This window comes from Blastococcus haudaquaticus (assembly GCF_900230285.1).
Taxonomy (GTDB): domain Bacteria; phylum Actinomycetota; class Actinomycetes; order Mycobacteriales; family Geodermatophilaceae; genus Blastococcus_B; species Blastococcus_B haudaquaticus.
Genome location: NZ_OCNK01000003.1, coordinates 120,496 through 144,522, shown reverse-complemented (window position 1 = coordinate 144,522; position 24,027 = coordinate 120,496). Strand labels below are relative to the sequence as shown.

Genomic DNA, 24,027 nt, shown 5'->3' with positions numbered 1-24,027 from the left:
GTCACTCCCCGAGTCGAGCTGCGGCCTCGCCGCCTGCTTCCAGATGCTAGGTGCGCGGTCGCGCCGTTCCGGGCCGCACGCGCCGGGAGCCCGGGTCCGCTCCGTGACGGAACGGACCCGGGCTCCCAGGTGGTGCTGGTGGGGTCAGGCGTTCGTGCGACGGCGGGCGACGGCGATGAGACCCGCACCCAGACCCAGCACGGCGATGCCACCGAGCGCGGGGACGGTGACGTCGGCACCGGTCGCGGCCAGCTTGGGCGTCGCGACCGTCGCGACGCCGGCGGCGGAGACCGTGACCGACATCGTGGTGAATCGGTAGTCACCGTTCGTGTCGTAACCGGAGGCGACCAGCGTGTGCTGTCCGGGCGCGATACCGGCCGGCACGGTGACGGTGGCGGTGAAGTTCCCGGAGGAGTCGGCGACGACCGTGGTCAGGATCTGGGGCGAGGAGTAGATCAGGACGGTGACGGTCGAGCCGGGCTCGTAGCCGCTCCCGGTCACGGTCATCGACGTGCCCGCGACGACCTTGTCGGACGAGCCGGCGACGGGGGTCAGGGGTCCGTCGGACGCAGGGACAGCGGCGGGGAAGGGGATGACCCCGGTCGCGACGGGCGCCGACCGAACCCCCGCATTGCCCTCCGTGTCGATCGCGACCACGGCGATCTGCCACTCGGTACCGAAGTCCGCGTCACCGGTGCACGTGACGACGGCCGCGGTGGTCGCGCAGAGGAGGTCACCCATCTCGCCCTGGAAGATCGAGGCGACGTAGCCGTCCACCTCGTACGAGCCGGCGACCGTGGGTGCGGTCCAGCTGGCGGTCACCTTGCCCGGGGAGGTGGTCACGGTGAGTCCGACGGGCGCGCCGACGGGCTTGGCCGGGGTGCCGGTGTCCGAGTTGCTGTTGGCGCTCGGACCGGCAGCGCTGGTCGCCCGCACGATCACGGTGTAGGTGGTCTTGTTGGTGAGGCCGGACACCGTCCCCTCGTGCTCGTTGTTGCCGTAGGGCGTCGTGGTGGTCAGCGGGGCCCAGGTCGAACCGTTGTCCGTGCTGACCTCGTATCCCGTGGTCGGGGACTCCACATCGGCGTCGTAGAAGCCCACGAGGAACGAGACATCCAAGGTGCCGTCGCCGACGCCGTCGACTTCCAGGTACTGGGGCGCGGCGGGGACGCTCAGCGCCGCCGCGACCTCGGCATCGGTCGCCACGGCGCCGCCCGGGGTCGCGCTCGCGACCCCGGCGACGCCGAGCAGTGCTGAGGACAGCCCGATCGTGCCGGCGGCCAGGATGCCGAGCGCACGACGGGGTGATGACGTGAATTGCACGTCGACTCCCTGAGAGGAACCCGGAATCGCCGGGGCGGTGGCCCGGCGGTCCGGACGGCGTGCACGAGATCACGCGGAGCGGGGCCGGAACCGTGCCGCCACGCTCCCGTCCACCAGTGGGGCGCGGCGTTATCCGATCGAGATCATCGGCCCGAACCAGCAGGTCAGGGCGCCGGAGAGCCAGGACGAGAAGTCACAAGGCGAGGCAGGGGCGTTGTGCACAACGGTTCACGGCAACCCGCCGTCCGGCTTCCGGTCAACGCACGTGGACGCCGGAGATCGTGCGGGCGATGACCAGGCGCTGGATCTCCGACGTGCCCTCGAAGATCGTGTAGATCTTGGCGTCGCGGGCCATGCGCTCCACCGGGTACTCCCGCGTGTAGCCGTTGCCGCCGAGGATCTGCATCGCCTTCTCCGTCACCCGGACCGCGGTCTCGCCCGCGACCAGCTTGGACATCGAGCCCTCGGCGGCGGTGAACTGCTGACCGACGCGGGCCATCCACGCGGCGCGCCAGACCAGCAGCCGGGCGGCGTCGATGGACGTCTTCATGTCGGCGAGCATGAACGCGATCGACTGGTTCTCGATGATCGGCCGGCCGAACTGCACCCGCTGCCTGGCGTACTCCAGCGCGTAGTCGTAGGCCGCGCGGGCGACGCCGACGGCCTGCGCGCCGACGGCCGGCCGGGTGCGCTCGAAGGTGGCCATCGACGGCTGGGTGCGGCCGCTCTTCGCGCCCTCGCGGGCGCGCGCCAGACGCTCCTCGAGCTTCTCCCGGCCGCCGAGCAGGCAGTCGCCGGGGATCCGGCAGTCGTCGAGGACGACCTCGGCGGTGTGCGAGGCCCGGATGCCGTGCTTGAGGAACTTCTGCCCCTGGCTGATGCCCGGTGTGCCCGGCGGGACGACGAAGCTCGCGTGCCCGCGGGCCTTCAGCTCCGGGTCGACGACGGCGGTCACCACGTGGATGTCGGCGATCCCGCCGTTGGTCGCCCAGGTCTTGGTGCCGGTGAGCACCCATTCATCGGAGGCCTCGTCGTAGACCGCCCGGGTGCGCATCGCGCCGACGTCGGACCCCGCGTCGGGCTCGCTCGAGCAGAACGCGGCGACCTTCGGCTCGGCTTCCGTGCCGAACATGGCCGGGATCCACTGCCCGACCTGCTCGTCGGTGCCGTTGGCCCGCACGGACGCCGCGGCGAGAGTGGTGCCGACGATCGCCAGGCCGATGCCGGCGTCACCCCAGAAGAGCTCCTCCATGGTGAGCGGGATGCCGAGCCCGGACTCGTCGAACCACTGGGTGGCGAAGAAGTCGAGGGAGTACAGGCCGATCTTCGCCGCCTCCTGCAGGACCTCCCACGGGAACGCCTCCCGCTCGTCGTACTCGTGCGCCGCCGGACGGACGACGTTCGCGGCGAACTCGTGCACCCACTTCTGCAGCTCGAGCTGGTCCTCGGTGAGGTCGAACGAGACGGGCATGGGATGGGCCTTCCTCCGGACGGGGTCCTCGAGCTGACTACAGCGGGCGGACGGTCCCGACGACGTGCTCGGTCCCGCTCTTCTCGTTGCGGACGGCGACGTCCCACCCGCCGTCGTGCTGCTCCGTCGCGAGGGTGACCGTCGAGGGGAGGAACAGCGGCTTCGTGAACCGGACGTCGACCGTCACGGCGTCGGGCAGCCGACCCGCCAGCGCGCCGAGCACCCGGGCCTTGACCCACATCCCGTGCGCGATCGCCCGCTTGAACCCGAACGCCTTGGCGGTGAGCCCCGACAGGTGGATCGGGTTCACGTCACCGGAGACCTTGGCGTAGCGGCGCCCGGCGTCGTCCGGGACGCGCCAGGTCGCGACCACCCGCTCCAGGCCGCCGACGGAGACCTCGACGTCGGCCTGCGGCGCGCCGTCGGGAGCCGTCGCCCCGCGGGCCAGGTAGCTGGACGTGGACCGCCAGACCTCCTCACCCCCGGCCGACACCGTGGCGCGGAGGTCGACGACGGCGCCGCTGCGGTGGGCGGCGAGGTTCTCGGCCCACACCTCCAGGTCGAGCGGCTCGTGGGCCCGCACGGCCCGGAGCACCTCGATCCGGTTGCGCACGTGCACCAGCCCGGGCAGCGCGAGCGGGAACGAGCGGTCGCTCATCAGCGCCATCTGCAGCGGGAAGGTGAGCATGTGCGGGTAGGTCGCCGGCAGGACGTCGCTCAGCGGCATCCCGCACACCCGCGCGTAGGCGGCCAGGTGCGCCGGGTCGACCTGGACGCCGTGGCGCGCGAGCCGCGTGTCGGGCAGGTCGCCGCCCCGGCCGCGCGCCGTGACGGCGGCCTTGGCGTACAGCTGACCGAGGTTCGGGGCCTGGTCGAGGACGGTGACCGCCACGTCAGGCCCCCAGCATCGACTGGCCGCACACCCGCACGGTCTGCCCGTTGACCCCACCGCTGCCCGGCTGGGAGAGCCAGGCGATGGTCTCGGCGACGTCGACCGGGAGCCCGCCCTGCTGCAGCGAGTTGATCCGGGACCCCACCTCACGGGTGCCGAAGGGCATCTTCGCCGTCATCTCGGTGACGATGAAGCCCGGGGCGACGGCGTTGATCGTGGCGCCCCGCTCGGCGAACTGCGGCGCCCAGGCGCGCACCATGCCGATGACGCCGGCCTTCGACGCCGCGTAGTTGGTCTGCCCGCGGTTGCCGGCGATGCCCGACTGCGAGCTCACGCAGACCACCCGGGCGTTCGGCTTGAGCGCACCCTCGGTGTCCAGCAGCGCCTGCGTGATGTCCAGCTGGGCCTGCAGGTTCACCGCCATCACCGAGTTCCAGCGGGCGGCGTCCATGTTGACCAGCAGCTTGTCGCGGGTGATCCCGGCGTTGTGGACGACGACGTCGACCCCGCCGTGGCGCTCCCGCAGGTGCTCGATCAGCCGCTGTGGGGCGTCGGCGGCGGTGATGTCGAGCTGGAGCGCCGTCCCGCCGATCTCGTTGGCCACCTCGGCGAGCTTGTCGCCGGCGGCCGGGATGTCGACGGCCACCACGTGGGCGCCGTCGCGGGCCATCACCTTCGCGATGGCGGCGCCGATCCCCCGCGCCGCGCCCGTGACCACGGCGACCTTGCCGGCCAGCAGCTGCTCGTCGTCGTCGGCCTTCGGCAGCTCGGCCGGCGAGACCGACATGACCTGGCCGTCGACGTAGGCCGAGCGGCCGGAGAGGAAGAAGCGCACCGGCGAGGCGATCGAGGCCTCCGCCCCCTCGGGGACGTGGACCAGGTTCGCGGTGGAACCGCCGCGGAGCTCCTTCGCCATGGAGCGGACCAGCCCGTCCAGCGCCTGGCGCGCCGCTGCCTGGGCCGGGGAGTCGGCGTCGGACGGCGGGTCGGCCAGGATCAGCACCCGGCCGGTGGCCCGCAGCCGCTTCACGGCCGGGCTCAGGAAGTCGTGCGCGCTGGCCAGGTCGCCGGGGGTGCGCAGCCCGGTCGCGTCGAGGATCACCGCGGCCGGCTTCTCGCCGTCGGTCGCGCCGTCGGCGGTGACCGGCGACTGCACGTGCACGCCCTCGGCCCGCAGGAGCTCGGTCAGGGCCTCGCGGAGCCGCCCCTCCCCCGCGGAGCCGATGATCGCCGGGCCGGGCAGCAGCGGCTGGCCGGGCTCGAACCGGCGCAGGACGGCGGGCCGGGGCAGCCCGAGCTGCTTGACCAGGGTGGTGCCGAAGCCGGAGTTCGCGAAGTCGCGGTACCAGTCGCTCACGAGATGGGTTCCCTTCGATCGGGGTGCCGTCCGGGGGGCCGAAGTGGCCACTTCGGCCCCTCGGGGCGGGTGGTCAGGACTCGAGGATGGCGACGACGCCCTGGCCGCCGGCCGCGCAGATGGAGATCAGGCCACGGGAGCCCGGCCCCTTCTCGTGCAGCATCTTGGCCAGCTGGGCGACGATCCGGCCGCCGGTCGCGGCGAACGGGTGCCCGGCCGCGAGCGACGAGCCGTTGACGTTGAGCTTCGACCGGTCGATCGGGCCGAGCGGGGAGTCGAGGCCCAGCTTGCCCTTGCAGAACGCCGGGTCCTCCCACGCCTTCATCGTCGCGAGGACGGTCGACGCGAACGCCTCGTGGATCTCGTAGTAGTCGAAGTCCTGCAGCGTGAGGCCGTTGCGGGCCAGCATCACCGGCATCGCGTACACCGGCGCCATGAGCAGGCCCTCCCCGCCGTGCACGTAGTCGACGGCCGCGGTCTGGGCGTCGACCAGGTGGGCGAGCACCGGCAGGCCGTTCTCGGCGGCCCACTCGTCGGAGGCCAGCAGGACGGTGGAGGCACCGTCGGTCAGCGGCGTCGAGTTGCCCGCCGTCATCGTCGCGGCCGGGTCGCCCTTGCCGAAGACGGGCTTGAGCGTCGAGAGCTTCTCCAGCGAGGAGTCCGGGCGCAGGTTGTTGTCGCGCGACAGCCCCAGGAACGGCGTCACCAGGTCGTCGAAGAAGCCCCGGTCGTAGGCGGCGGCCATGTTGTGGTGGGAACGGACGGCGAGCTCGTCCTGCTCCTCGCGGCCAATCTCCCACTCCTTGGCGGTGATGGCCGCGTGGTCCCCCATCGCCAGGCCGGTGCGGGGCTCGGCGTTGCGCGGGATCTCCGGGGCGATCATGCCGGGGCGGATCTTCGCCAGTGCCTTGAGCCGGTCCTGCACGGTCTTGGCGTTGTTCAGCGAGATCAGCACGCGGCGCAGGTCGTCGCTCACCGCGAGCGGGGCGTCGGAGGTGGTGTCCACGCCGCCGGCGATGCCGGACTCGATCTGGCCGAGCGCGATCTTGTTGGCGACCAGGATGGCCGCCTCCAGGCCCGTGCCGCAGGCCTGCTGGACGTCGTAGGCCGGCGTGGTGGCCGAGAGCTTCGAGCCGAGCACGGACTCGCGGGTCAAGTTGAAGTCGCGCGCGTGCTTGAGGACGGCGCCGGCGACCACCTCGCCCAGCTGCTTGTCCTGCAGACCGAAGCGGGCGACGAGCCCGTCGATGGTCGCGGTCAGCATGTCCTGGTTCGACGCCTGCGCGTAGGCGGAGTTGGAGCGGGCGAACGGGATCCGGTTCCCGCCGACGATCGCGGCCTTGCGAGTCGCTGGCTTCGAGGTGTCAGCCATCGGAACCTCCAGAGTGTGATGAACGGCCGGTTGGCCGGTACTGAGAGTACGCGGTACTGTGGTTCACATGAAAGCGGAGGCGGTGAGACGCTCGTCGCAGGTCGATGCGCAGCCCGACGTGCCTGCGGACGACCTCCGCGCCCCAGAACACATAGCGCGCACCCGCGACCGCCGCGACTCGAGATGGGACGACCACCGGCGCGAGCGCCGCGAACAACTCGTCCAGGCGACAGTGGCCGCCGTCTCACGGCACGGCGCAGGCGTCGGGATGGACGAGATCGCGGCGGAGGCGGGAACCAGCAAGACCGTCGTCTACCGGCACTTCGCCGACCGCACCGAGCTCTACGTCGCCGTCTGCAACCGGGTCGCCGCGCAGCTCCTGCCCAAGCTCCGGGACGCGATCGGGAGCAGCGACGAGCCCCGGGAGATGGTCGCTGCCGCGATCGACACCTATCTGGGCTTCCTCGAGGCAGACCCGGAGCTCTACCGGTTCGTCGTACACCAGCAGGCCCTCGACCGGCCGGCCGGCCGCGACCCGATCAGCAGCCTCTCCGACCTCGTCGGCGAGCAGGCCGCCGCCATCGTGGGCCCGGCGCTCGAGCGGGCCGGCCACGACCGGCGGGCCGCCGCGCCCTGGGGGCACGGTGTCGTCGGCATGGTCCGCTCGGCCGCCGACTGGTGGCTGCGCGCCGGGCACCCCATGCTCCGCTCCGAGCTCACCGCACACCTGACCGATCTCGCCTGGGCCGGCCTGTCGGCTGTCGGAACGCCCGCACCCCGCGCCACCGCATCTCGCATCAAGGAGGACACGTGACGAACAGCCTGCCCACGTCGGTCGACCCGAAGGCGCTCCAGGAGGTCCTGGACGGCCGCTGGGCGCACGTCCGCCGCGACGCCCGCGAGAACCTCGGCGACCAGGACTTCCTGCCGGTCTACGGCGAGACGATGCAGGAGGCCCGCGAGCGGGTCACGCGGGCGGCCAAGAAGCTGGCCGACTCCGGCCGCGTCGGCTTCGGCTTCCCGAAGGAGTTCGGCGGCGAGGCCGACTCGGGCGCGTCGGTGACGTCCATCGAGATGCTCGCCTTCGCCGACCTCTCCCTCATGGTCAAGGCGGGCGTCCAGTGGGGTCTGTTCGGGGGTGCGCTCGAGCTCCTGGGCACCCGCCGGCAGCACGAGAAGTACCTGCGCGACGTCATGAGCTTCGACCTGCCGGGTTGCTTCGCGATGACCGAGACCGGTCACGGGTCCGACGTCCAGCAGCTGCGGACGACGTGCACCTACGACCCGGCCACCGAGACCTTCGACCTGCACACCCCGCACCAGGCCGCGCGCAAGGACTACATCGGCAACGCGGCCAAGGACGGGCGCATGGCCGTCGTCTTCGCCCAGCTCGTCACCCAGGGCACGAACCACGGCGTGCACGCCTGGCTGGTGCCGATCCGCAACGAGGACGGGACGCCGTGCGAGGGCGTCACGATCGGGGACGACGGCCCCAAGGCAGGACTCCCCGGCGTGGACAACGGCCGGCTGAGCTTCGACCACGTCACGGTCCCGCGCGACATGCTGCTGGACCGCTACGGCCAGGTCGCCGCCGATGGCACCTACACCTCGTCGATCGAGAACGAGACCCGTCGCTTCTTCACCATGCTGGGCACCCTGGTCCGCGGCCGGGTCAGCGTCGGTGGCTCGGCGTCCTCGGCCACCAAGCTGGCCCTGGACATCGCCGTCCGGTACGGCGACGTGCGCCGCCAGTTCGCCGCCCCCGGCGAGGACCGCGAGATCGTCATCAACGACTACCTCGTCCACCAGCGCAAGCTGCTGCCCGCGCTGGCCAAGACGTACGCGCTGCACTTCGCGCAGGGCCACCTGGTCGAGACGATGCACGATGTCCAGACCGCCGTCCACGTGCACGGCGAGGAGGTCGACGAGAACGCCCAGCGGGAGCTGGAGTCGCGGGCCGCCGGGCTCAAGGTGGCCCAGACGGCACACGCGACGGCGACCATCCAGATGTGCCGCGAGGCGTGCGGAGGTGCCGGCTACCTGCAGGAGAACCGGCTGCCGCACCTCAAGGCCGACACCGACGTCTTCACCACCTTCGAGGGCGACAACACCGTCCTGCTCCAGCTGGTCGCCAAGGGCCTGCTGACCGGCTACCGCGACACCTTCGGCTCGCTGGACGGCTGGGGTCGCGTCGGCTTCATCGCGGACATGGTCCGGGAGACCGTGCTGGAGCGGACGGCGGCCCGGGCGCTGATCGCCCGTCTCGTCGACGCCGTCCCCGGCCGGGACGACGACGTGCCGATGCTCGACCGCGGCTGGCAGCTGAAGATGTTCGAGTTCCGCGAGAAGCACGCGCTCGAGGGCGCCATCAAGCGGCTGCGGAAGAACTCGACCACCGAGGGCATGGCGCCGTTCGACATGTTCAACGACGTCCAGGACCACGTGCTCAAGACGGCGCAGACGCACATCGAGCGGGTCGTGCTGGAGTCGTTCGTGGCCGGGGTGGACCGCGCCACCGACCCCGCGGCCCAGCAGCTGCTGGACACCCTCTGCGACCTGTACGCCCTGTCCACCATCGAGGCGGACAAGGCGTGGTTCATGGAGCACGGCCAGCTGACGCCGGCCCGCGCCAAGGTGCTGACCAGCACGGTGAACCAGCTGCTCAAGCAGCTGCGTCCGCACATGGTGACGCTGGTCGACGGGTTCGCCATCCCGCCGACGTGGAAGGCCGCGCAGATCCTCGAGGAGGAGGGCGACCGCCAGGAGGCCATGGCGGCGCGCGACGCCGAGCTGAAGGCTGCGACCGGGGAGGACGCCCCCGAGGGGACGGCGACCGCCCTCGAGGTCGCCCCCGCCCAGTAGCGGAGGCTGCCGAGCCCGGCCAGGGGGCCACCCTGCGGACAGTCGTGCTCTGAGTCGCCGATGACTCAGAGCACGACTGCGCGTGGGGTGCCCTGGCGGGGCTCCCGTGTACCGGGAGTGGGAGCCTGCGCACCCCGGCGGCGCCGGGCACGGAGAATGACGGCCCGTGGAGATCCTTGCGGCGACCGAGGCACTGCGGGTCCCTGCCGCGGTCGACCTGACCGCCATCGTCATCGGCGCCCTGACCGGCGGGCTGCTCGCCGCGCGCGAGGGCTTCGCCGTCTCGGGCGTGCTCCTGCTGGCGGTCAGCACGGGGCTGGGCGGCGGACTCATCCGCGACGTCCTGCTGGCCGAGGGACCCCCCGTCGCACTCACCAACCCGGCCTACCTGCCGACGGTCGCCATCACCGCGGGCGTCACCTTCTTCTTCTCCGGGTGGATGTCCCGCCTCACCGCCCTGCTGGTCGGGCTCGACGCCGTCACGCTGGGCTTCTTCACCGTGATCGGGGCGCAGAAGGCGCAGCTCGTCGGGCTCCCCAGCGCCTCGGTCGTCTTCATCGGCACGCTGACCGCGGTCGGCGGCGCCGTGATCCGGGACGTCCTGCTCGCCCAGCGCGCCGACATCGTGCAACCCGGGCCCTACAACGCCGTGGCCGCCCTCATCGGGGCCGCCGCGCTGACCGTGCTCGCCGGGCCGGTCGGCCTCGACCCGCTGCCCGTCGCCGCCATCGTGATCGTCCTGGTCGCCGTACTGAGGATCCTCTCCGTCTGGCGCGGCTGGGAGGCCCCGGTGGCCGTCGACCTGCCGCTGCACGCGCGCAACCGGCTGGGGCGCCGCCGTCGCCGGCGGCACGACGACAGCTAGCGGCTCAGCCGGAGGGCGAGCACCGCCACGTCGTCCTCCGCGTCGGGCCGCACCAGGCGGTCCAGCACCCGGTCGCAGAGCTGCTCCAGGGGCAGGTGGGCCGACTCCCGCAGCGCCTCGACCAGCGCGTCGGTGCCGGCGTCGATGTCGCGGTCCCGCCGCTCGACCAGTCCGTCGGTGTACAGCAGGACCGTGGCACCGCGCTCGAGCAGCTCGATGTGGTCCTCGCGCGCGGCCTCGGGCGAGACGCCCAGCAACAGGTCGGCCGGCTTGGGTTCGAGCACGGTGATCTCGCCGGCCGCGTCGATCAGGACCGCGGACGGATGCCCGGCGTTCGACCAGCGCAGGATGGTCCCGCCACCGTCGTCGTCCCGCTCGAGACGGGCGACCAGGGCAGTGGCCATGGTGTCCAGGGCGAGCCCCTCGACCGCCTTGTCCACCCGGCGGAGCACCTCGGCGGGCGTCCCGCCGCTGGAGAAGCTGATCCCGCGCAGCAGCCCGCGGACCTGACCCATGGCCGCGGCGGCGCGGGTGTCGTGGCCGACGACGTCGCCGATGGCCAGCACCGGGAGGCCCGACCTGTCGAAGAAGGCGTCGTACCAGTCGCCGCCGATCTCGGCCCCCTCGGCGGCCGGCACGTACCGGACGACCACCTCGCAGCCGTCCATCAGCGGCGGCTCCGTCAGCATGCTGCGCTGGAGGGCGTCGGCGAGGGCCCGCTGCTGGCCGAAGAGCCGGGCGTGCTGCAGCGAGAGCCCGGCCCGGCGGCCGATCTCGATCGCGGTGTCCACCTCGGCGGCGGTCAGCGGCGACCGCTCCGGCCCGCTGAAGAGGCCCAGCGCACCGAGCGACTGGCCGCGGGCCGCCAGCGGGACGATGGCGCCCGAGGCCGCGCCCAGCCGGTCCAGGGCCGCGCGCACGTCGGCGTCCGGCAGCGCCCGCTCGACGTGCGCCGGGTCGATCGTCGGCATGACCATGGGGCGCCCGGTGCTCGCCACGATCCGTGCGCCCGCGTCCTCCGTCATGACCCCGACCATCCGGCGGATGAAGGCCGCCAGCTCCTCGCGCCGGGCCGGATCGCCGTGACCCGAGGCGATCCCGTTGAGCCGCCCCTGCTCGTCGGTGACCATGATCCAGCACCAGTCGCTGAGCGTGGGCACGACCAGCTCGGCCAGCTGCTCGATCTGCTGGTCGATGTCGAGCGTCCCGGAGAGGACCCGGCCGGCGTCGGCCAGCAGCTGCACCTGCCGGTTCGCGTCGGCCATCGCCGCCACCGCGGCGGCCCGCTGCGTGTCCGCCTGCAGGCGAGAGACGCTCAGGGCGATCTGCGCGGTGAGGCCGTCGAGCAGTTCGACGTCCTCGTCGCTGAAGTGGTGGTCGGTCGTCCAGGTGGCCACGAAACTGCCGAGCACCTGCCCCTCGACGACCAGGGGCAGGGACGCCAGGGCATGGATGCCGAGGATCTCGGTGACCCGGGCCATCGCCGGGTAACGCTCCGCGCCGGCCGCCGCCGAACCGAGGAGCACCCGCTCGCCCGTCCGCGCGGTGTACTGCGTGGGCAGCGTGTCGTCCAGGTCGATGACGAGGCCGCCCGCCGGGACCGGCTCGTGCGTCTCGGCCTGGACGGACGCGATGAGCCGGTGGCCCAGGTGCACCCGCAGCAGCCCGTCCTCGGGGTCGAAGACCGCGACGCCGCCGGATTCCGCGCCGAGGACGGCGGCGCCGCGCAGCGTGATGTCGGCCAGCTCGGCGATGCTGGCCGCGTTGGCGGCCTGCGCCGCCACCTCGGCGATCGCCGCTGCGCGCTGGATGGCGGCCAGCCGGGAGGCCGACTCCTCGCGGGCGTCGGTGACGTCGAGGACGGTGCCCAGGATCCGGACCGGCTCGCCGTCGGGGTTCGCCAGGACCCGGCCGCGGGACACCGTCCAGCGGATGCCGCCGTCGCCGGCCCGGACGACGCGCACTTCCACCGTGTACTGGGCCCGGGCCTCGATCGCCGCCTGCATCGCGGCCTGCGCGGCCTCGCGGTCGTCAGGGTGCACGTGCTCGGCGAACAGCCGGTCCATGGGCAGGTTGACCGCGCCCTCGTAGCCGAAGATCGCGGCGCACCGCTCGTCCCAGTCCATGCTGTTGCGGACGAGGTCGACCTCCCAGGTGCCGACCGAACTGGCCTCGAGGGCGACGTCGAGCCGGGCCAGGGACGTGCCGATGGCGGTGCGGGCGGCCGCCAGTTCGAGCTCGGCGACCACGGAGGCCCCCAGCTCGTCCAGCAGTTCCGCGGCGTCGTCGGACCACGCCTGCCGCTCCGTGTCGTACACCGCCAGCACACCGACGACGTGGCCCGAGTCCGCGACGAGGGGGGCGCCCAGGTAGGCCCGCACCTGTCCCGAGGTGACCGCGGGGAGGTCGGCCACCCGCTCGTCGTCCTGCGCGGAGTCGATCGCGAGCGGGCGGCGCTGGCGCACGGTGATGGCCGAGAGCGCGCCGGTCAGCAGCGCCGGCCCACCGATCACCCCCGGCGGCAGCCCGAAGCCGCCGACGACGGTGTCCTGGTCGGTGAAGATGGTGACCTTGGCGTGCCCCACGCCGAGCAGCCGGGCGGCCAGGTTCGAGAGCCGGTCGTAGGCGGCCGGGCCGGAGACCTCGGCGAGCAGGCGGCGCGCCGCCGCGATGCGGTGCGGGTCCCGGAGAGCATCCGGTTCGGGGCGCGCGGCATCCTCGGACATGGCTGTCCGCCCCCCTCCGCTGTCCTTGCGAACGACCGGCCGAGCGCTGGTCGAGCGTAATGCTGACACGCCCGGGGCCCCCTGCCGGGGCCGCGCCCATCGCCGTGACGCGCAGTGACGCGTTCCCCCAGCGGGGTGAGGCACGAATCACCAGGTCAAGGAATCGGGCCCGCCGGCCGATGGACTCCCATGCTCGGCACGCACACGGCGCGTCTCCCGGACTGCCGTCCGCTGCTCGCCGACCCCGATGACCTGACGCTGGTCTTCCAGCCCATCGTCGACCTCGCGGGCGCCACGATCGCCGGCTACGAGGCCCTGGCGCGGTTCCCCGGCGCGGCGGGACCCGACGTCTGGTTCGCCGCCGCCGCCGAGGCCGGGATCGCCGCCGAGCTCGAGGCGCTGGCCGTCCACAAGGCGCTCGCCGTCGTCGACGCCCTGCCCGCCGACACCTTCCTCACCGTGAACGTCAGCCCGCACATCCTCGGCTCCACCCCGGTACAGGACGCTCTCGCCACCCGCCCCGACCTGCGCCGCGTCGTCGTCGAGCTGACCGAGCACACGCCGGTCCACGACCTCACCGCCCTCCGCCGCCAGTGCGACGAGCTGCGTGCCCGCGGCGCCCTCATCGCGCTCGACGACGCCGGGAGCGGCTACTCGGGCCTGCAGCAGCTCGCCGCCCTGCGCCCGCAGGTGGTGAAGCTCGACCGCGCGCTGGTCAGCGACGCCGACACCGATCCGGTGCGGGTGGCACTGGCCGAGATGCTCGGCGAGTTCGCCGGGCGCATCGACGCCTGGCTGCTCGCGGAGGGCATCGAGACGCCCGCCGAGCTGGCCGCCTTCGCCCAGCTCGGCGTCCCGCTGGCGCAGGGCTGGCTGCTCGGCCGTCCCTCGGCCGGTTTCGCGCCGTTGTCGGCCGAGGCCACCGAGCTCGTCCGGGCACAGGTGGCCCGGGCCCGGCTCTCCGACACCGTGGCAGGGCTGATCCGCCCGATCCGCCAGCACGCTCCGGACGAGGAGCTGCCCGCCGTCCCGCCCGTCGTGCTGCTCGGCGCCCAGGGCGAGCCGACGGTGCTGGTGCTGCACGACCCCCGGACCGGGGACACCTACGAGGCCCCGGTCTCCCTGCGCGTCCACCCGACCACCGACATCACCGAGGCGCTCCAGCGGGCCCTGACCCGCCCGCCCGCCGTCCGTTTCGACCCCGTCCTCTGCACCGACCGGTCCGGCCACGTGCTGGGCCTGCTGCGCATCGAGGACCTCGCGGCCGCCGCCCCCCGGCGCAGCTGACCCCCTGCCCCGGCCCTCGGCCGGCTGCTCACCCCGGAAGCACGACGACAAGGAGTCCACCCCATGAAGACCTTCGCCTGCGGAGACGTCATCCCCGGCTGCGGCGCCCGCTTCTCCGCCGCCGACGAGGACGGCATCTTCGGCCAGGTCGCCGGCCATGCGGCCGCCGACCACGGCGTCACCGGCATCACGCCCGAGCTGGTCCAGGCCGTCCGGGACCGCATCGTCAGCGTCTGAGCGAGCAACGCACCACCGACGACCGGGCTGTCCGCAGCCCGGTCGTCGTCGTTCCCCGGCCTGGTACGGGTGTGGTCAGCGTGTCGTCCCGTGTCGTCACGCGGCCTTCCGGGGACCCCTGGGTGGCCAGGACCCAGGCGGACATGGCACGGTGCCCGGGGTCCGCCTTCCCAGAAGACCGGGGGGCGAGCCCTGCCCCGCGCCCCGTGCGCGGACGCCGGGTGGTCCCCACCGGGGGAAGAAGCCGGCCGCGTGCCGAGCCCTGGCACCTGCCACCGCACACACGAGAGGAACCTCATGAACAAGGCCGAACTGGTCTCCGCCATCGCCAAGCGCGCCGACGTCCCCGCCTCGACCGTGGACTCCGTCCTGGCCGGGCTCCAGGAGGAGCTCGTCGACGCGATCACCCGCGGCGACAAGGTCGCCGTCTCCGGCCTGCTGACCGTCGAGCGCACGCAGCGCTCGGCGCGCACCGGCCGCAACCCGCAGACCGGCGAGTCGATCGACATCCCCGCCGCGAACACCGTCAAGGTGACCGCCGGCTCGAACCTCAAGAAGGCCGCCAGCTCCGTCCCGGTCTGACGAAGGACCCCGTCCCTCTCACCCTTCGCAAGCTCAGGGCGAGCCTCCGGACGGGGCCACACCTCCGCCGTCGGGCGGCTTCCTGACCCGTGTGGTCCGGCCCACAGCGTCGTGGGCCAGGATGCGGGTGCAGGGGCCGCCCGACGGCGGACGGCCCTCCGGGCGCCATCGACAGACATGGGGGCCTCCCGTGGCCAGCGACCTGACCGTGAGCACCGACCCCGCAGAGGTCGGCTTCGACCCCGCCCGGCTCGGGCGCATCGACCGACGGCTGGCCCGCTGGGTGGACGACGGGCAGCTCCCGGGCTTCCTGGTCACCGTCGCGCGGCACGGGAAGCTCGTGCACGTCGGGCGACAGGGCCTGCGGGACGTCGAGAACGCCCTGCCGGTGGAGGAGGACACCCGCTGGCGGATCTTCTCCATGACCAAGCCGGTCACCTCGGTCGCGGCGATGATGCTGTACGAGGAGGGCGCGTTCGAGCTGAACGACCCCATCGCCAAGTGGCTGCCGGAGTTCGCCGAGACCCGCGTCTACGTGGCCGGATCGGCGATGAAGCCCGTCACCGCACCGCAGGTCGAGCCGATCCGCGTGCGGCACCTGCTCACCCACATGTCCGGCCTCACCTACGGCTTCCACCACGCCCACCCGGTCGACGCGATGTACCGGGCGATGGGGCACGAGTGGGGCACCCCGCCCGGTGCCGACTCCGCCGAGGTCTGCCGGCAGTGGGCCTCGGTCCCGCTGGTCTTCCAGCCGGGCACCGAGTGGAACTACGGCGTGTCCACCGATGTGCTCGGCCGACTGGTGGAGGTGCTCTCCGGGCAGCCGCTGGACGAGTTCTTCGCCTCTCGGATCTTCGCGCCGCTCGGGATGCGGGAGACGTCGTTCGGCCTGCGCCCGGAGGACGACGGCGAGTCGCTGGCCCGCCTCTACGGCGCCGTCCCCGGCGAGCCCGGCGGCGCGGCCACCGGATTCGCCCTCCTCGAGGCGTTCGACGCCGCGGCGCGCGCCAAGCCGACGTTCCTGTCCGGCGGCGGCGGGCTGGTGTCCACCGCGGGCGACTACCTGCGGTTCGTGGAGCTGCTGCGCCGCGGCGGCTCCTACGACGGCGGCCGCCTGCTCGGGCCCCGCACGATCGCGCACATGGTCGGCAACCACATCCCGGGCAACCAGGACCTCGAGACGTTCGGGCGGCCGCTGTTCGCCGAGACGCCGCTGCGCGGGGTCGGCTTCGGTCTCGGGTTCTCGATGATCATCGACCCCGCCCGCTACGGCGTCGTCGCCAGCCTCGGCGACTACAGCTGGGGCGGGGCGGCGTCGACGGCGTTCTACGTGGACCCGGTCGAGGACGTGACCGTCACCTTCTACACGCAACTGCTGCCCTCGAGCACCCTGCCGATCCGCAACCACCTGCGGCAGCTGGTCAACCAGGCCCTCGTCGACTGAGAAGGGACCCCCTGCCCCCCACCACTCGCAAGCTCGCGTCGGGCCCCTGCAGGGTGCCGATAACCGCTTGCCGGGGCGGGGGCACCCTGGGACCTTCGCGGCATGGCCCTCGGCGCCGCGGGACCGCCGTTCGACCAGTTCCTCGCAGCCGCGGAGGCGGTGGCACGGGCGCGGCCCGACGTGGACCCCGAACTGGCCCGTGAGGTGTTCCGCGAGGCGGCGACACTGCTCCACGACGGCCTCGCACTGGACGGCCTGGACGAGCACGACGCCGACGCCGTCGTCGCCGGGCTGTGCATCGATCTCGTGGCCGAGGACCCCGGCGCCGCGGTCCGCGGACGTGCCCGGGCGACGGTGGAGCATCCCGGGGATCTGCACGACCCGGACGGTGTGTCCGCGGCCTACCTCACCGCGGCGCAGATCCTCCAGCTGTGACGAAGGACCCCGCTTCCCCCACCGCTCGCACGCGCGCGGCGGGCCCCTGCACCGGGGGCCTCAGAGGTAGCGGCGGTAGACGACGGTGGCGACCATCGCCGGCTTGGTCCCGCCCTCGATCTCCATCGTGACGCCGAGGTTCATCGCGACGCCGCCGTCGAACGGCGTCGCGGCCTCGAGGGTCGCACCGGCGCGCACGCGCGCGCCCACGGGTACCGGCGACGGGAAGCGCACCCTCTCGGTGCCGTAGTTCACGCCCATGCGGAAGCCGGTGATCTCGATGATCTGCGGAACCAGCGACGGGATCAGCGACAGCGTCAGGTAGCCGTGGGCGATCGGGCCGCCGAACGGGCTCTCCTTCGCCGCCCGCTCGGGGTCGACGTGGATCCACTGGTGGTCGCCGGTGGCGTCGGCGAACCGGTTCACCTGCTCCTGGGTGATCTCCACCCAGTCGCTGTGGCCGAGGTGCTGCCCGACCAGTCCCTGCACGCCCTCGATGCCTTCGACGGTGGTCTGCGCCATGGAAGTCTCCTCCGACTCGACTACGTTGGCGCACTCCACCACACCGGCGTCGTCGAGGGAGGCACGGGTTGCTCCGGATCGGTGCGCTGGACGTGCCGCACGGCGCGTTCGTGCTGATGGCGATCGTGAACCGGACACCCGACTCGTTCTACGACCGCGGGGCCACGTACGCCATGGGAGCCGCGCTGGAGCGCGTCGACCGGGTGGTCGCCGAGGGCGCCGACATGGTCGACGTCGGCGGGGTGAAGGCCGCGCCGGGCGAGGACGTCGACGCCGCCGAGGAGATCCGCCGGACCGTCGACCTGGTCGCCGCGATCCGTGCCGCCCACCCCGCGTTGCCGATCTCGATCGACACCTGGCGGGCGTCCGTCGCGAAGGAGGCCCTCGCCGCCGGCGCCGACGTCGTCAACGACGCCTGGGGCGGGGTCGACCCGGAGCTGGCCGCCGTCGCCGCCGAGGCGGGCGCGGGCATCGTCTGCACGCACGCCGGCGGGCTGCCGCCACGCACCCGCCCGCATCGAGTGGCCTACGACGACGTCGTCGCCGACATCGTCCGCCGGACGACGGCGCTGGCCGAGGCCGCCGTCGCCGCGGGGGTCGACCGCGAGCGCGTGCTGGTCGATCCGGGGCACGACTTCGGGAAGAACACCCGGCACTCCCTGGAGGCCACCCGCCGGCTCGACGAGCTGGTCGCGACCGGCTGGCCGGTGCTCGTGGCGCTGTCGAACAAGGACTTCGTGGGCGAGACCCTCGACGTCCCGCTCGAGGAGCGGCTCACCGGCACGCTCGCCGCGACGTCGGTGAGCGCGTGGCTGGGGGCGCGGGTCTTCCGGGCGCACGACGTCGCCGCCACCCGGCAGACGCTGGACATGGTGGCCTCGATCCGCGGCGACCGGGCCCCCGTCCGCACCGTCCGCGGCCTCGCCTGACGGCGCTGTTGATCAGGTCTCCTGATCAGGGCTCCGTACCGCGCGGGAGGACGTCGCCGCACCGGAACGAAGGCCGTTGAGCCCGTCGACCTCGCGGTACGGCCGCCGACCTCACCCTGCAACGCGAGGTCGGCGGACCGAGGGCGAGGACGGCGGCTCAGAACCGCAGGCCGTGCCGCTCGATCAGGGCGCCGGTCCGCTCCGGGTCGACGTCGCACCGGTAGGGCGCGCCCTTCTCGGCCAGTTCCTCCGGTGATGGGAACTCCGTCTGCGAGTCGATCCAGCGGAAGAACTGCTCGAGCCCCGCCGGGGAGATCAGCTCGAGGACGGCCGCGGGCTCGTCGGAGGCGTTCCACATCGTGTGCCACTGGTTGCGCGGCTTGAACACGAGGTCTCCGGGCTCGGCGACCACCTCCTGCTCGCCCAGGATCCCGCCGATGCGCCCCGACAGGACGTAGGAGTACTCGTCCTCCAGGTGGTGCCGGTGCAGCGGCGCGAGCAGGGCCCTCGGCGGGAACAGGTGCTGCACGAGCGCGAACCGGCCGCCCGCGTCGCCGCCGTCGATCATGAACCGGTCGCGGACGCCGGCCGGGTCGCCCAGCGGCTCGCCGTCGCCCGCCCGGAGGATGCGCGCTGCTGCCATGACCGCGTCGTCCATCGGGACCTCCACGAGGGGATGCGGGCGCACGCTACCGCCGTCGGGGTGCCGGGAGACCGGGTTAGGTTGCCCCGCATGGCCGCCACCGGGTTCCACACCGCCGACGAGCTCAACGCCCTCCTCCCGGGCACCTTCCCCGGGCTCCTGGGCATCGTCATCGACACCCACGAGCGGGGGCGGCTCACCAGCCACCTCGACGTCCGCCCCGAGCTGCTGGCCCCGAACGGCTACCTGCACGCGGGCACCGTCGTCACGCTCGCCGACACCAGCTGCGGGCTGCCCACCCGCGCGCTGCTGCCCGAGGGAGCCAGCGGCTTCACCACGATCGAGCTCAAGAGCAACCACCTGGGGACGGCGCGCGAGGGGCGGATCGCCTGCACCGCCACCAACGTGCACGCCGGCCGGACGACGCAGGTCTGGGACGCCGTGGTGACGAACGCGGAGTCGGGGAAGACGCTCGCGCTGTTCCGCTGCACGCAGTCGGTGCTCTGGCCCCGATGAACCGAACTGGCGGGTAACCCCCCTGTGGCGGCGGACACTCCAGGTGTGAGACTGGCGCCACACCAGCACTGAGGAGGACCACCGTGGCCCTGGCCAGCCCGTATCCCGATGTCGAGATCCCGAACCTGTCGGTGCCCGAGTTCGTGCTCGCGGCCGGCAAGGACCGGCCCGACGCGCCCGCTCTGATCGACGGCCTCAAGGGTGACGTGATCACGCACGGTCAGCTGGCCGCCTACGTCGACCGGGTCGCCGCGAACCTGCACGCCCGCGGCCTGCGCAAGGGCGACGTCGTCGCGGTGTTCTGCCCCAACACGCCCTGGTTCCCGGTGGTCTTCCACGGGATCGCCGCCGCCGGCTGCGTGATGAGCCCGATCAACTCGCTCTACACGCCCGACGAGATCGCGTTCCAGCTCAAGGACTCCGGCGCGAAGGTCCTGATCACCATCTCGCTGTTCCTCGACCGCGCGAAAGCGGCGGCCGAGAAGTCGCCGCTCGACGAAATCGTCGTGCTGGACGGCGCCGAGGGGCACGCCAACCTGTTCGACCTGCTGGGCGCCGACGCTCCGTCGGTCCAGGTGGACATCGACCCGGCGAACGACCTGGTCACGCTGCCCTACTCGAGCGGCACGACCGGCCTGCCCAAGGGCGTCATGCTCACCCACCGCAACCTGGTGGCCAACGTGGCGCAGTGCCGGCCGCTGATCAGCCTGGGCGAGGACGAGCGGATCATCGCCGTCCTGCCGTTCTTCCACATCTACGGCCTGACCGTGCTGATGAACCAGGGCCTGGCGTGGGGCGGCGCGGTGGTGACCCTTCCCCGCTTCGACCTCGAGGACTTCCTGCGCACCATCCAGGACCAGAAGATCACCCGGGCATTCGTCGCCCCGCCGATCCTGCTGGCCATGGCCAAGCACCCGCTGGTCGACCAGTACGACCTGTCGTCGCTGACGTCGATCCTCTCCGGTGCCGCCCCGCTCGACGAGCAGCTGGCGCTCGCCGCCCAGAACCGGCTGCGCAAGGGCGCGGCGGACGGCGTCAACGTCGGTCAGGGCTACGGGATGACCGAGCTGTCCCCGGTCTCGCACACGTCCCCCGACCCCGGTTGCGAGCCGCCCGGCTCGCAGACCGACGTCCCCAAGGGCTCGGTCGGCTACGCGGTGCCCAACACCGAGTGCCGGCTGATCGACCCGGGCACGGGCGAGGACGCCGCCCCGGGCGAGCGCGGTGAGCTGTGGATCCGCGGCCCGCAGGTGATGAAGGGCTACCTCAACAACGCCGAGGCGACGACGAACACGGTCGACGGCGAGGGCTGGCTGCACACCGGGGACGTCGCGATCGTCGACGACGAGGGCCGCTACACCGTGGTGGACCGCGTCAAGGAGCTGATCAAGTACAAGGGCTACCAGGTGGCCCCGGCCGAGCTCGAGGCCGTGCTGATCGGCCACGACGAGATCGCCGACGCGGCGGTCATCGGTGTGCCGGACAAGGAGAGCGGCGAGGAGCTGCCCAAGGCGTTCGTCGTCCGCGCCCCGGGTTCGGAGCTGACGGAGGAGGCGGTCATGGAGTACATGGCCGTCAAGGTCGCGCCGCACAAGAAGGTGCGCTTCGTCGAGTTCATCGACGCGGTGCCGAAGTCGGCCGCCGGCAAGATCCTGCGCAAGGACCTCAAGGCCCGCTGACGCGGCGCAGACCCGACCACGGCGTCGGGACCACCGGACAGCGTCGTCCGGCGGTCCCGGCGCCGTCGTCGTCCGGCGTCGGGTGTCAGCCCGCCGCCGCGTCCTGCCGGCCGCGGACGGACACCGGGGGGACGCCCGACACCCGCTTGTAGGCCCGGGAGAACGCCGCCTCCGAGTCGTAGCCCAGCCGTCGGGCGAGCTCACCCACCCGGGCGCCGCGGGCCAGCTCCACCGTGGCGAGGTGCATCCGCCACCGGGTGACGTAGCGCAGCGCGGGCTCGCCGGCGAGCTCGGTGAAGCGGGCCGCGAACGCCGAGCGGGACATCCGGGTCTCCCGCGCCAGCCGGTCGAGCGTCCACGGTGCGCCGGGGTCCTGGTGCACCAGGGCCACCGCCCCGCCGACCTGCGGGTCCCGCAGCGCGCGGAGCCACCCGGGACCGGTGCCGCCGGTGTCCAGCCAACCGCGGATCGCCTGGATGACCACCACGTCGGCGAGCCGGGTGACGACGGCCTCCGCGCCGGGGCGGTCGCGGCGGACCTCGTCGGTGATCATCCCCAGCAGCACGGTCAGCCAGCCGCCGCGAGCCGCGTCGTCGGCCTCGACCAGCAGCACGGGTGGCAGCAGGTCCAGCAGGTGCGCCGCTCCGTGCCGCTCGGGCTCGAGGACGCCGCAGACCAGCCGGGCCTCCGCCCCGCCGCCGTCGATCCGCAGCACCGAGTAGTGCTCACCGAGGTAGTCCTGCGGCAGCAGGTCGGCGCGGCCGGCGATCGGGGCACCCGGGCCGCTGCGGAGCAGGTGCCCGCGGCCGTGCGGGACCAGCGCCAGGTCCCCGGCCCGCAGCTCGTGCACCGCGTCGTCCACCTCGAGCAGGCAGCTGCCCTCGGTGACGACGTGGAAGCTCATGCAGCCGTCCAGCGCGGGCATCTCCACGCCCCAGGGGGCGGCGCCCTCGGCCCGGCAGTAGAACGTCCCGCGCATGCGCAGATCACCGAGCACGCCACCGAGCGGGTCGCTCGGGCTCCAGGGCAGGACGCGGTCCGCCGTCATGTCGTGATGGTTGCGCCCTGACGTCCGCCCGTCCACCCGCCGTGGACGAACGGTCATGGAAACTGGTGGCACAGGCATTCCGACGCACTGGTCGTCCGCGCAGGCTGGGTCTGCCGGCGATCGCCGGCAGCCGGCGAGGGACGGAGCGGATCATGAAGGTGCTCGTGGTCGGAGCAACAGGCGGTACCGGACGGGCGACGGTCGACGCCCTGCTCGCGGGAGGTCACGACGTCACCGCTCTCGCCCGGCGGGCCGGCGAGGCGCTCGGCGGACTGCCGGGCGTGCGCACCGTGGACGGGGACGCGACGGCGGCAGCGGACGTGACCCGGGCCGTGCACGGCCAGGACGCCGTCGTGGTGACGCTGGGCATCGCCGAGAGCGCGGTGCGGGTCCGGCTGCGCGGGCCGTCCGGGACGCCGCTGGACGTGCGGTCGCCGGGCACCGCGGCCGTGGTGGCGGCGATGCGTGAGCACGGGGTGCGCCGGCTGGTGGTGCAGTCGTCCTACGGCGTCGGTGACACGCGCGGCCTGCTGCCGTTCGCCTCCCGCGTGGTCTTCGGCCTCCTCCTCAAGCCGCAGATCGCCGATCACGAGGTGCAGGAGCGAACGGTCCGCCGCAGCGGGCTCGACTGGACCCTGGTGCAGCCGGTCTACCTGACCGACGGCGACGAGGGGGCCACCGTGTCGATCGACGGGTCGGTGGAGGGGATGAAGGTGTCCCGACGCGCGGTCGGCGGGGTCCTCGCCCGTCTCGCGACCGGCAGCGACGACGTCGGTTCCTGCGTCTCCGTGTCCGGGGCCGGAGGTCAGGCGTCCGGCGGCCGCCGGGCGGCCGGGTCGGGAACCGGCGACGACGCGGCGTCGGCCGCCGTCGTCCGGTCGACCGGCGCGGGCGGGGTCCAGTAGGGAGGCGGACCGCCGGGCGACATGCCGTACGTCGACCCGGTTGCGGCAGCCGGACGACGACGGGCCGCGAGCACCAGGACGAGCACGGACACGAGGCCGAGGAACAGCCCCCCGGCCAGGATTCCCCACGCCAGTCCACCGAGCGCCGGAGCGGTCGCCCCGATGCGGGCGTCGACGGAGACGCCCGCCGAGCCGTCGGCGTTCATGATGACGAGCGTCCAGGAACCGTCCGCCGGTTCCCAGCTCAGCTGCTGCGTGCCCGGACCGCTGGCCTCCACGGTCCAGAAGTCCTGCTGGGTCGGCGGCCCGGACGGGGCGCCTCCCGGGAGGAGTTCCTGGCCGGCCGACGTGTCCAGCCCCAGGTCGTCGATGACGGTGCGCTCGACCCCGCCCAGGTACGCCTCGACGTCGGCGGTCGGACCGACGCCGATGAAGACGTCCTCGCCGGCGTCGGCGCTCGTCACCTCGACGCGTGCGGTGCCCAGCGCCGCGGACAACGGCACCCAGTCGGCGTCCGTCTCGAGGTCGATCCGGTCGCTCTGCATCGCGTGCCCGGCCGTGGAGAACTCATCGGTGGCCGTGAACAGGTAGTCGTCGTCCTCGCGCCCCCAGGTGTCGGCCCACAGCAGGACCCCACCGCCGGTGAGCAGGCCGATCGCCGGCAGGAGCACCAGGGCGCCGAGGACCACGGCGAGCACCCGCCCGGCGCCCATCCGGGCCGGCGGCGGTGGCGGGACCCACGCAGCTGACGGGTTGGCGGCCATGCGGCACCTCCTGGCGGCCGCCGGGCCGCGGATGCCGCGGCGCGTGCCGGCGGTCCGTCCACCCTGGCACCGGCAGGGGTACCCGTCAGTGCCGGTGTCCCGGCCGGCGACCCGGGCCGGGCGCGGACGGCCGGTCGCCGCGGACGGTGAGGGGGCATGACCGTC

Annotated in this window: 22 protein-coding genes; 12 read left to right on the top strand and 10 right to left on the bottom strand. The window is 73.2% G+C overall.

Translation table 11 applies throughout. The features are described from left to right. Positions 1 to 144: 144 nt before the first annotated feature. The 5 genes from CRP30_RS12045 to CRP30_RS12025 all read right to left on the bottom strand — a co-directional run bounded on the left by CRP30_RS12045 (position 145) and on the right by CRP30_RS12025 (position 6,415). Positions 145 to 1,323, bottom strand: coding sequence for a fibronectin type III domain-containing protein (locus CRP30_RS12045; RefSeq protein WP_097184247.1), 1,179 nt, complete (start codon positions 1,321 to 1,323; stop codon positions 145 to 147). Positions 1,324 to 1,579: 256 nt separating this feature from the next. Then, on the bottom strand, positions 1,580 to 2,794 hold the full coding sequence (locus CRP30_RS12040; protein ID WP_097184246.1) for an acyl-CoA dehydrogenase family protein: 1,215 nt from the start codon (positions 2,792 to 2,794) through the stop codon (positions 1,580 to 1,582). Positions 2,795 to 2,831: 37 nt separating this feature from the next. Beyond that, positions 2,832 to 3,686, bottom strand: a complete 855-nt coding sequence (locus CRP30_RS12035) for a MaoC family dehydratase (RefSeq protein WP_097184245.1) — start codon at positions 3,684 to 3,686, stop codon at positions 2,832 to 2,834. A gap of 1 nt (position 3,687) precedes the next feature. Next, positions 3,688 to 5,043 (bottom strand): 3-oxoacyl-ACP reductase, encoded by a 1,356-nt coding sequence (locus tag CRP30_RS12030; RefSeq protein ID WP_097184244.1) that lies wholly within the window; start codon positions 5,041 to 5,043, stop codon positions 3,688 to 3,690. Between the two features lie 73 nt (positions 5,044 to 5,116). Further along, positions 5,117 to 6,415: an acetyl-CoA C-acetyltransferase gene (locus CRP30_RS12025; RefSeq protein ID WP_097184243.1), complete on the bottom strand. Its 1,299-nt coding sequence runs from the start codon at positions 6,413 to 6,415 to the stop codon at positions 5,117 to 5,119. A 118-nt stretch (positions 6,416 to 6,533) separates the two neighbouring features. Between CRP30_RS12025 and CRP30_RS12020 the strand changes: the two genes are divergently transcribed. The 3 genes from CRP30_RS12020 to CRP30_RS12010 all read left to right on the top strand — a co-directional run bounded on the left by CRP30_RS12020 (position 6,534) and on the right by CRP30_RS12010 (position 10,142). Beyond that, positions 6,534 to 7,229, top strand: a complete 696-nt coding sequence (locus CRP30_RS12020; RefSeq protein WP_255407342.1) for a TetR family transcriptional regulator — start codon at positions 6,534 to 6,536, stop codon at positions 7,227 to 7,229. Next, positions 7,226 to 9,277 (top strand): acyl-CoA dehydrogenase family protein, encoded by a 2,052-nt coding sequence (locus CRP30_RS12015; protein ID WP_097184241.1) that lies wholly within the window; start codon positions 7,226 to 7,228, stop codon positions 9,275 to 9,277. Before CRP30_RS12020 ends, CRP30_RS12015 begins: the two co-directional genes overlap by 4 nt. A gap of 166 nt (positions 9,278 to 9,443) precedes the next feature. Continuing rightward, positions 9,444 to 10,142: a trimeric intracellular cation channel family protein gene (locus CRP30_RS12010; RefSeq protein WP_097184240.1), complete on the top strand. Its 699-nt coding sequence runs from the start codon at positions 9,444 to 9,446 to the stop codon at positions 10,140 to 10,142. Here CRP30_RS12010 and CRP30_RS12005 read toward each other — a convergent pair. Beyond that, complete coding sequence (locus tag CRP30_RS12005; RefSeq protein ID WP_097184239.1) at positions 10,139 to 12,868, bottom strand: SpoIIE family protein phosphatase; 2,730 nt, start codon at positions 12,866 to 12,868, stop codon at positions 10,139 to 10,141. The genes CRP30_RS12010 and CRP30_RS12005 overlap by 4 nt on opposite strands. Before the next feature lie 189 nt (positions 12,869 to 13,057). Here CRP30_RS12005 and CRP30_RS12000 point away from each other — a divergent pair, with 189 nt between their 5' ends. The 5 genes from CRP30_RS12000 to CRP30_RS11980 all read left to right on the top strand — a co-directional run bounded on the left by CRP30_RS12000 (position 13,058) and on the right by CRP30_RS11980 (position 16,856). Then, positions 13,058 to 14,155, top strand: coding sequence for an EAL domain-containing protein (locus CRP30_RS12000; RefSeq protein WP_097184238.1), 1,098 nt, complete (start codon positions 13,058 to 13,060; stop codon positions 14,153 to 14,155). Positions 14,156 to 14,218: 63 nt separating this feature from the next. Further along, the gene (locus tag CRP30_RS11995) at positions 14,219 to 14,392 is read left to right on the top strand and encodes a DUF1059 domain-containing protein (protein WP_097184237.1); all 174 of its coding nucleotides are present in this window, start codon (positions 14,219 to 14,221) and stop codon (positions 14,390 to 14,392) included. 297 nt (positions 14,393 to 14,689) lie between these two features. Further along, positions 14,690 to 14,974: an HU family DNA-binding protein gene (locus CRP30_RS11990; protein WP_097184236.1), complete on the top strand. Its 285-nt coding sequence runs from the start codon at positions 14,690 to 14,692 to the stop codon at positions 14,972 to 14,974. Positions 14,975 to 15,164: 190 nt separating this feature from the next. Further along, positions 15,165 to 16,421: a serine hydrolase domain-containing protein gene (locus CRP30_RS11985; protein WP_097184235.1), complete on the top strand. Its 1,257-nt coding sequence runs from the start codon at positions 15,165 to 15,167 to the stop codon at positions 16,419 to 16,421. 102 nt (positions 16,422 to 16,523) lie between these two features. Beyond that, a complete protein-coding gene (locus CRP30_RS11980) occupies positions 16,524 to 16,856 on the top strand; it encodes a hypothetical protein (protein ID WP_097184234.1) in 333 nt (110 codons plus the stop codon). 60 nt (positions 16,857 to 16,916) lie between these two features. Here CRP30_RS11980 and CRP30_RS11975 read toward each other — a convergent pair whose 3' ends face one another. Then, positions 16,917 to 17,378, bottom strand: a complete 462-nt coding sequence (locus tag CRP30_RS11975) for a MaoC family dehydratase (protein WP_097184233.1) — start codon at positions 17,376 to 17,378, stop codon at positions 16,917 to 16,919. Positions 17,379 to 17,446: 68 nt separating this feature from the next. On the opposite strand from CRP30_RS11975, the gene folP reads away from it, so the two are divergent. Beyond that, positions 17,447 to 18,307 (top strand): dihydropteroate synthase, encoded by an 861-nt coding sequence (folP, locus tag CRP30_RS11970; protein WP_097184232.1) that lies wholly within the window; start codon positions 17,447 to 17,449, stop codon positions 18,305 to 18,307. Between the two features lie 157 nt (positions 18,308 to 18,464). Here the strand turns inward: folP and CRP30_RS11965 are convergent, their stop codons facing one another. Further along, a complete protein-coding gene (locus CRP30_RS11965) occupies positions 18,465 to 18,965 on the bottom strand; it encodes a cupin domain-containing protein (protein ID WP_097184231.1) in 501 nt (166 codons plus the stop codon). Between the two features lie 75 nt (positions 18,966 to 19,040). Between CRP30_RS11965 and CRP30_RS11960 the strand changes: the two genes are divergently transcribed. Next, positions 19,041 to 19,466: a PaaI family thioesterase gene (locus CRP30_RS11960; protein WP_097184230.1), complete on the top strand. Its 426-nt coding sequence runs from the start codon at positions 19,041 to 19,043 to the stop codon at positions 19,464 to 19,466. Positions 19,467 to 19,549: 83 nt separating this feature from the next. Further along, complete coding sequence (locus CRP30_RS11955) at positions 19,550 to 21,145, top strand: 4-coumarate--CoA ligase family protein (protein ID WP_097184229.1); 1,596 nt, start codon at positions 19,550 to 19,552, stop codon at positions 21,143 to 21,145. Positions 21,146 to 21,230: 85 nt separating this feature from the next. Here the strand turns inward: CRP30_RS11955 and CRP30_RS11950 are convergent, their stop codons facing one another. Continuing rightward, positions 21,231 to 22,193, bottom strand: coding sequence for an AraC family transcriptional regulator (locus CRP30_RS11950; protein WP_097184228.1), 963 nt, complete (start codon positions 22,191 to 22,193; stop codon positions 21,231 to 21,233). Between the two features lie 152 nt (positions 22,194 to 22,345). Between CRP30_RS11950 and CRP30_RS11945 the strand changes: the two genes are divergently transcribed. Beyond that, on the top strand, positions 22,346 to 23,098 hold the full coding sequence (locus tag CRP30_RS11945) for an NAD(P)-dependent oxidoreductase (protein ID WP_097184227.1): 753 nt from the start codon (positions 22,346 to 22,348) through the stop codon (positions 23,096 to 23,098). Here CRP30_RS11945 and CRP30_RS11940 read toward each other — a convergent pair. Continuing rightward, complete coding sequence (locus CRP30_RS11940) at positions 22,999 to 23,862, bottom strand: hypothetical protein (protein ID WP_097184226.1); 864 nt, start codon at positions 23,860 to 23,862, stop codon at positions 22,999 to 23,001. The two genes, CRP30_RS11945 and CRP30_RS11940, sit on opposite strands and share 100 nt — an antisense overlap. Positions 23,863 to 24,027 lie beyond the last annotated feature (165 nt).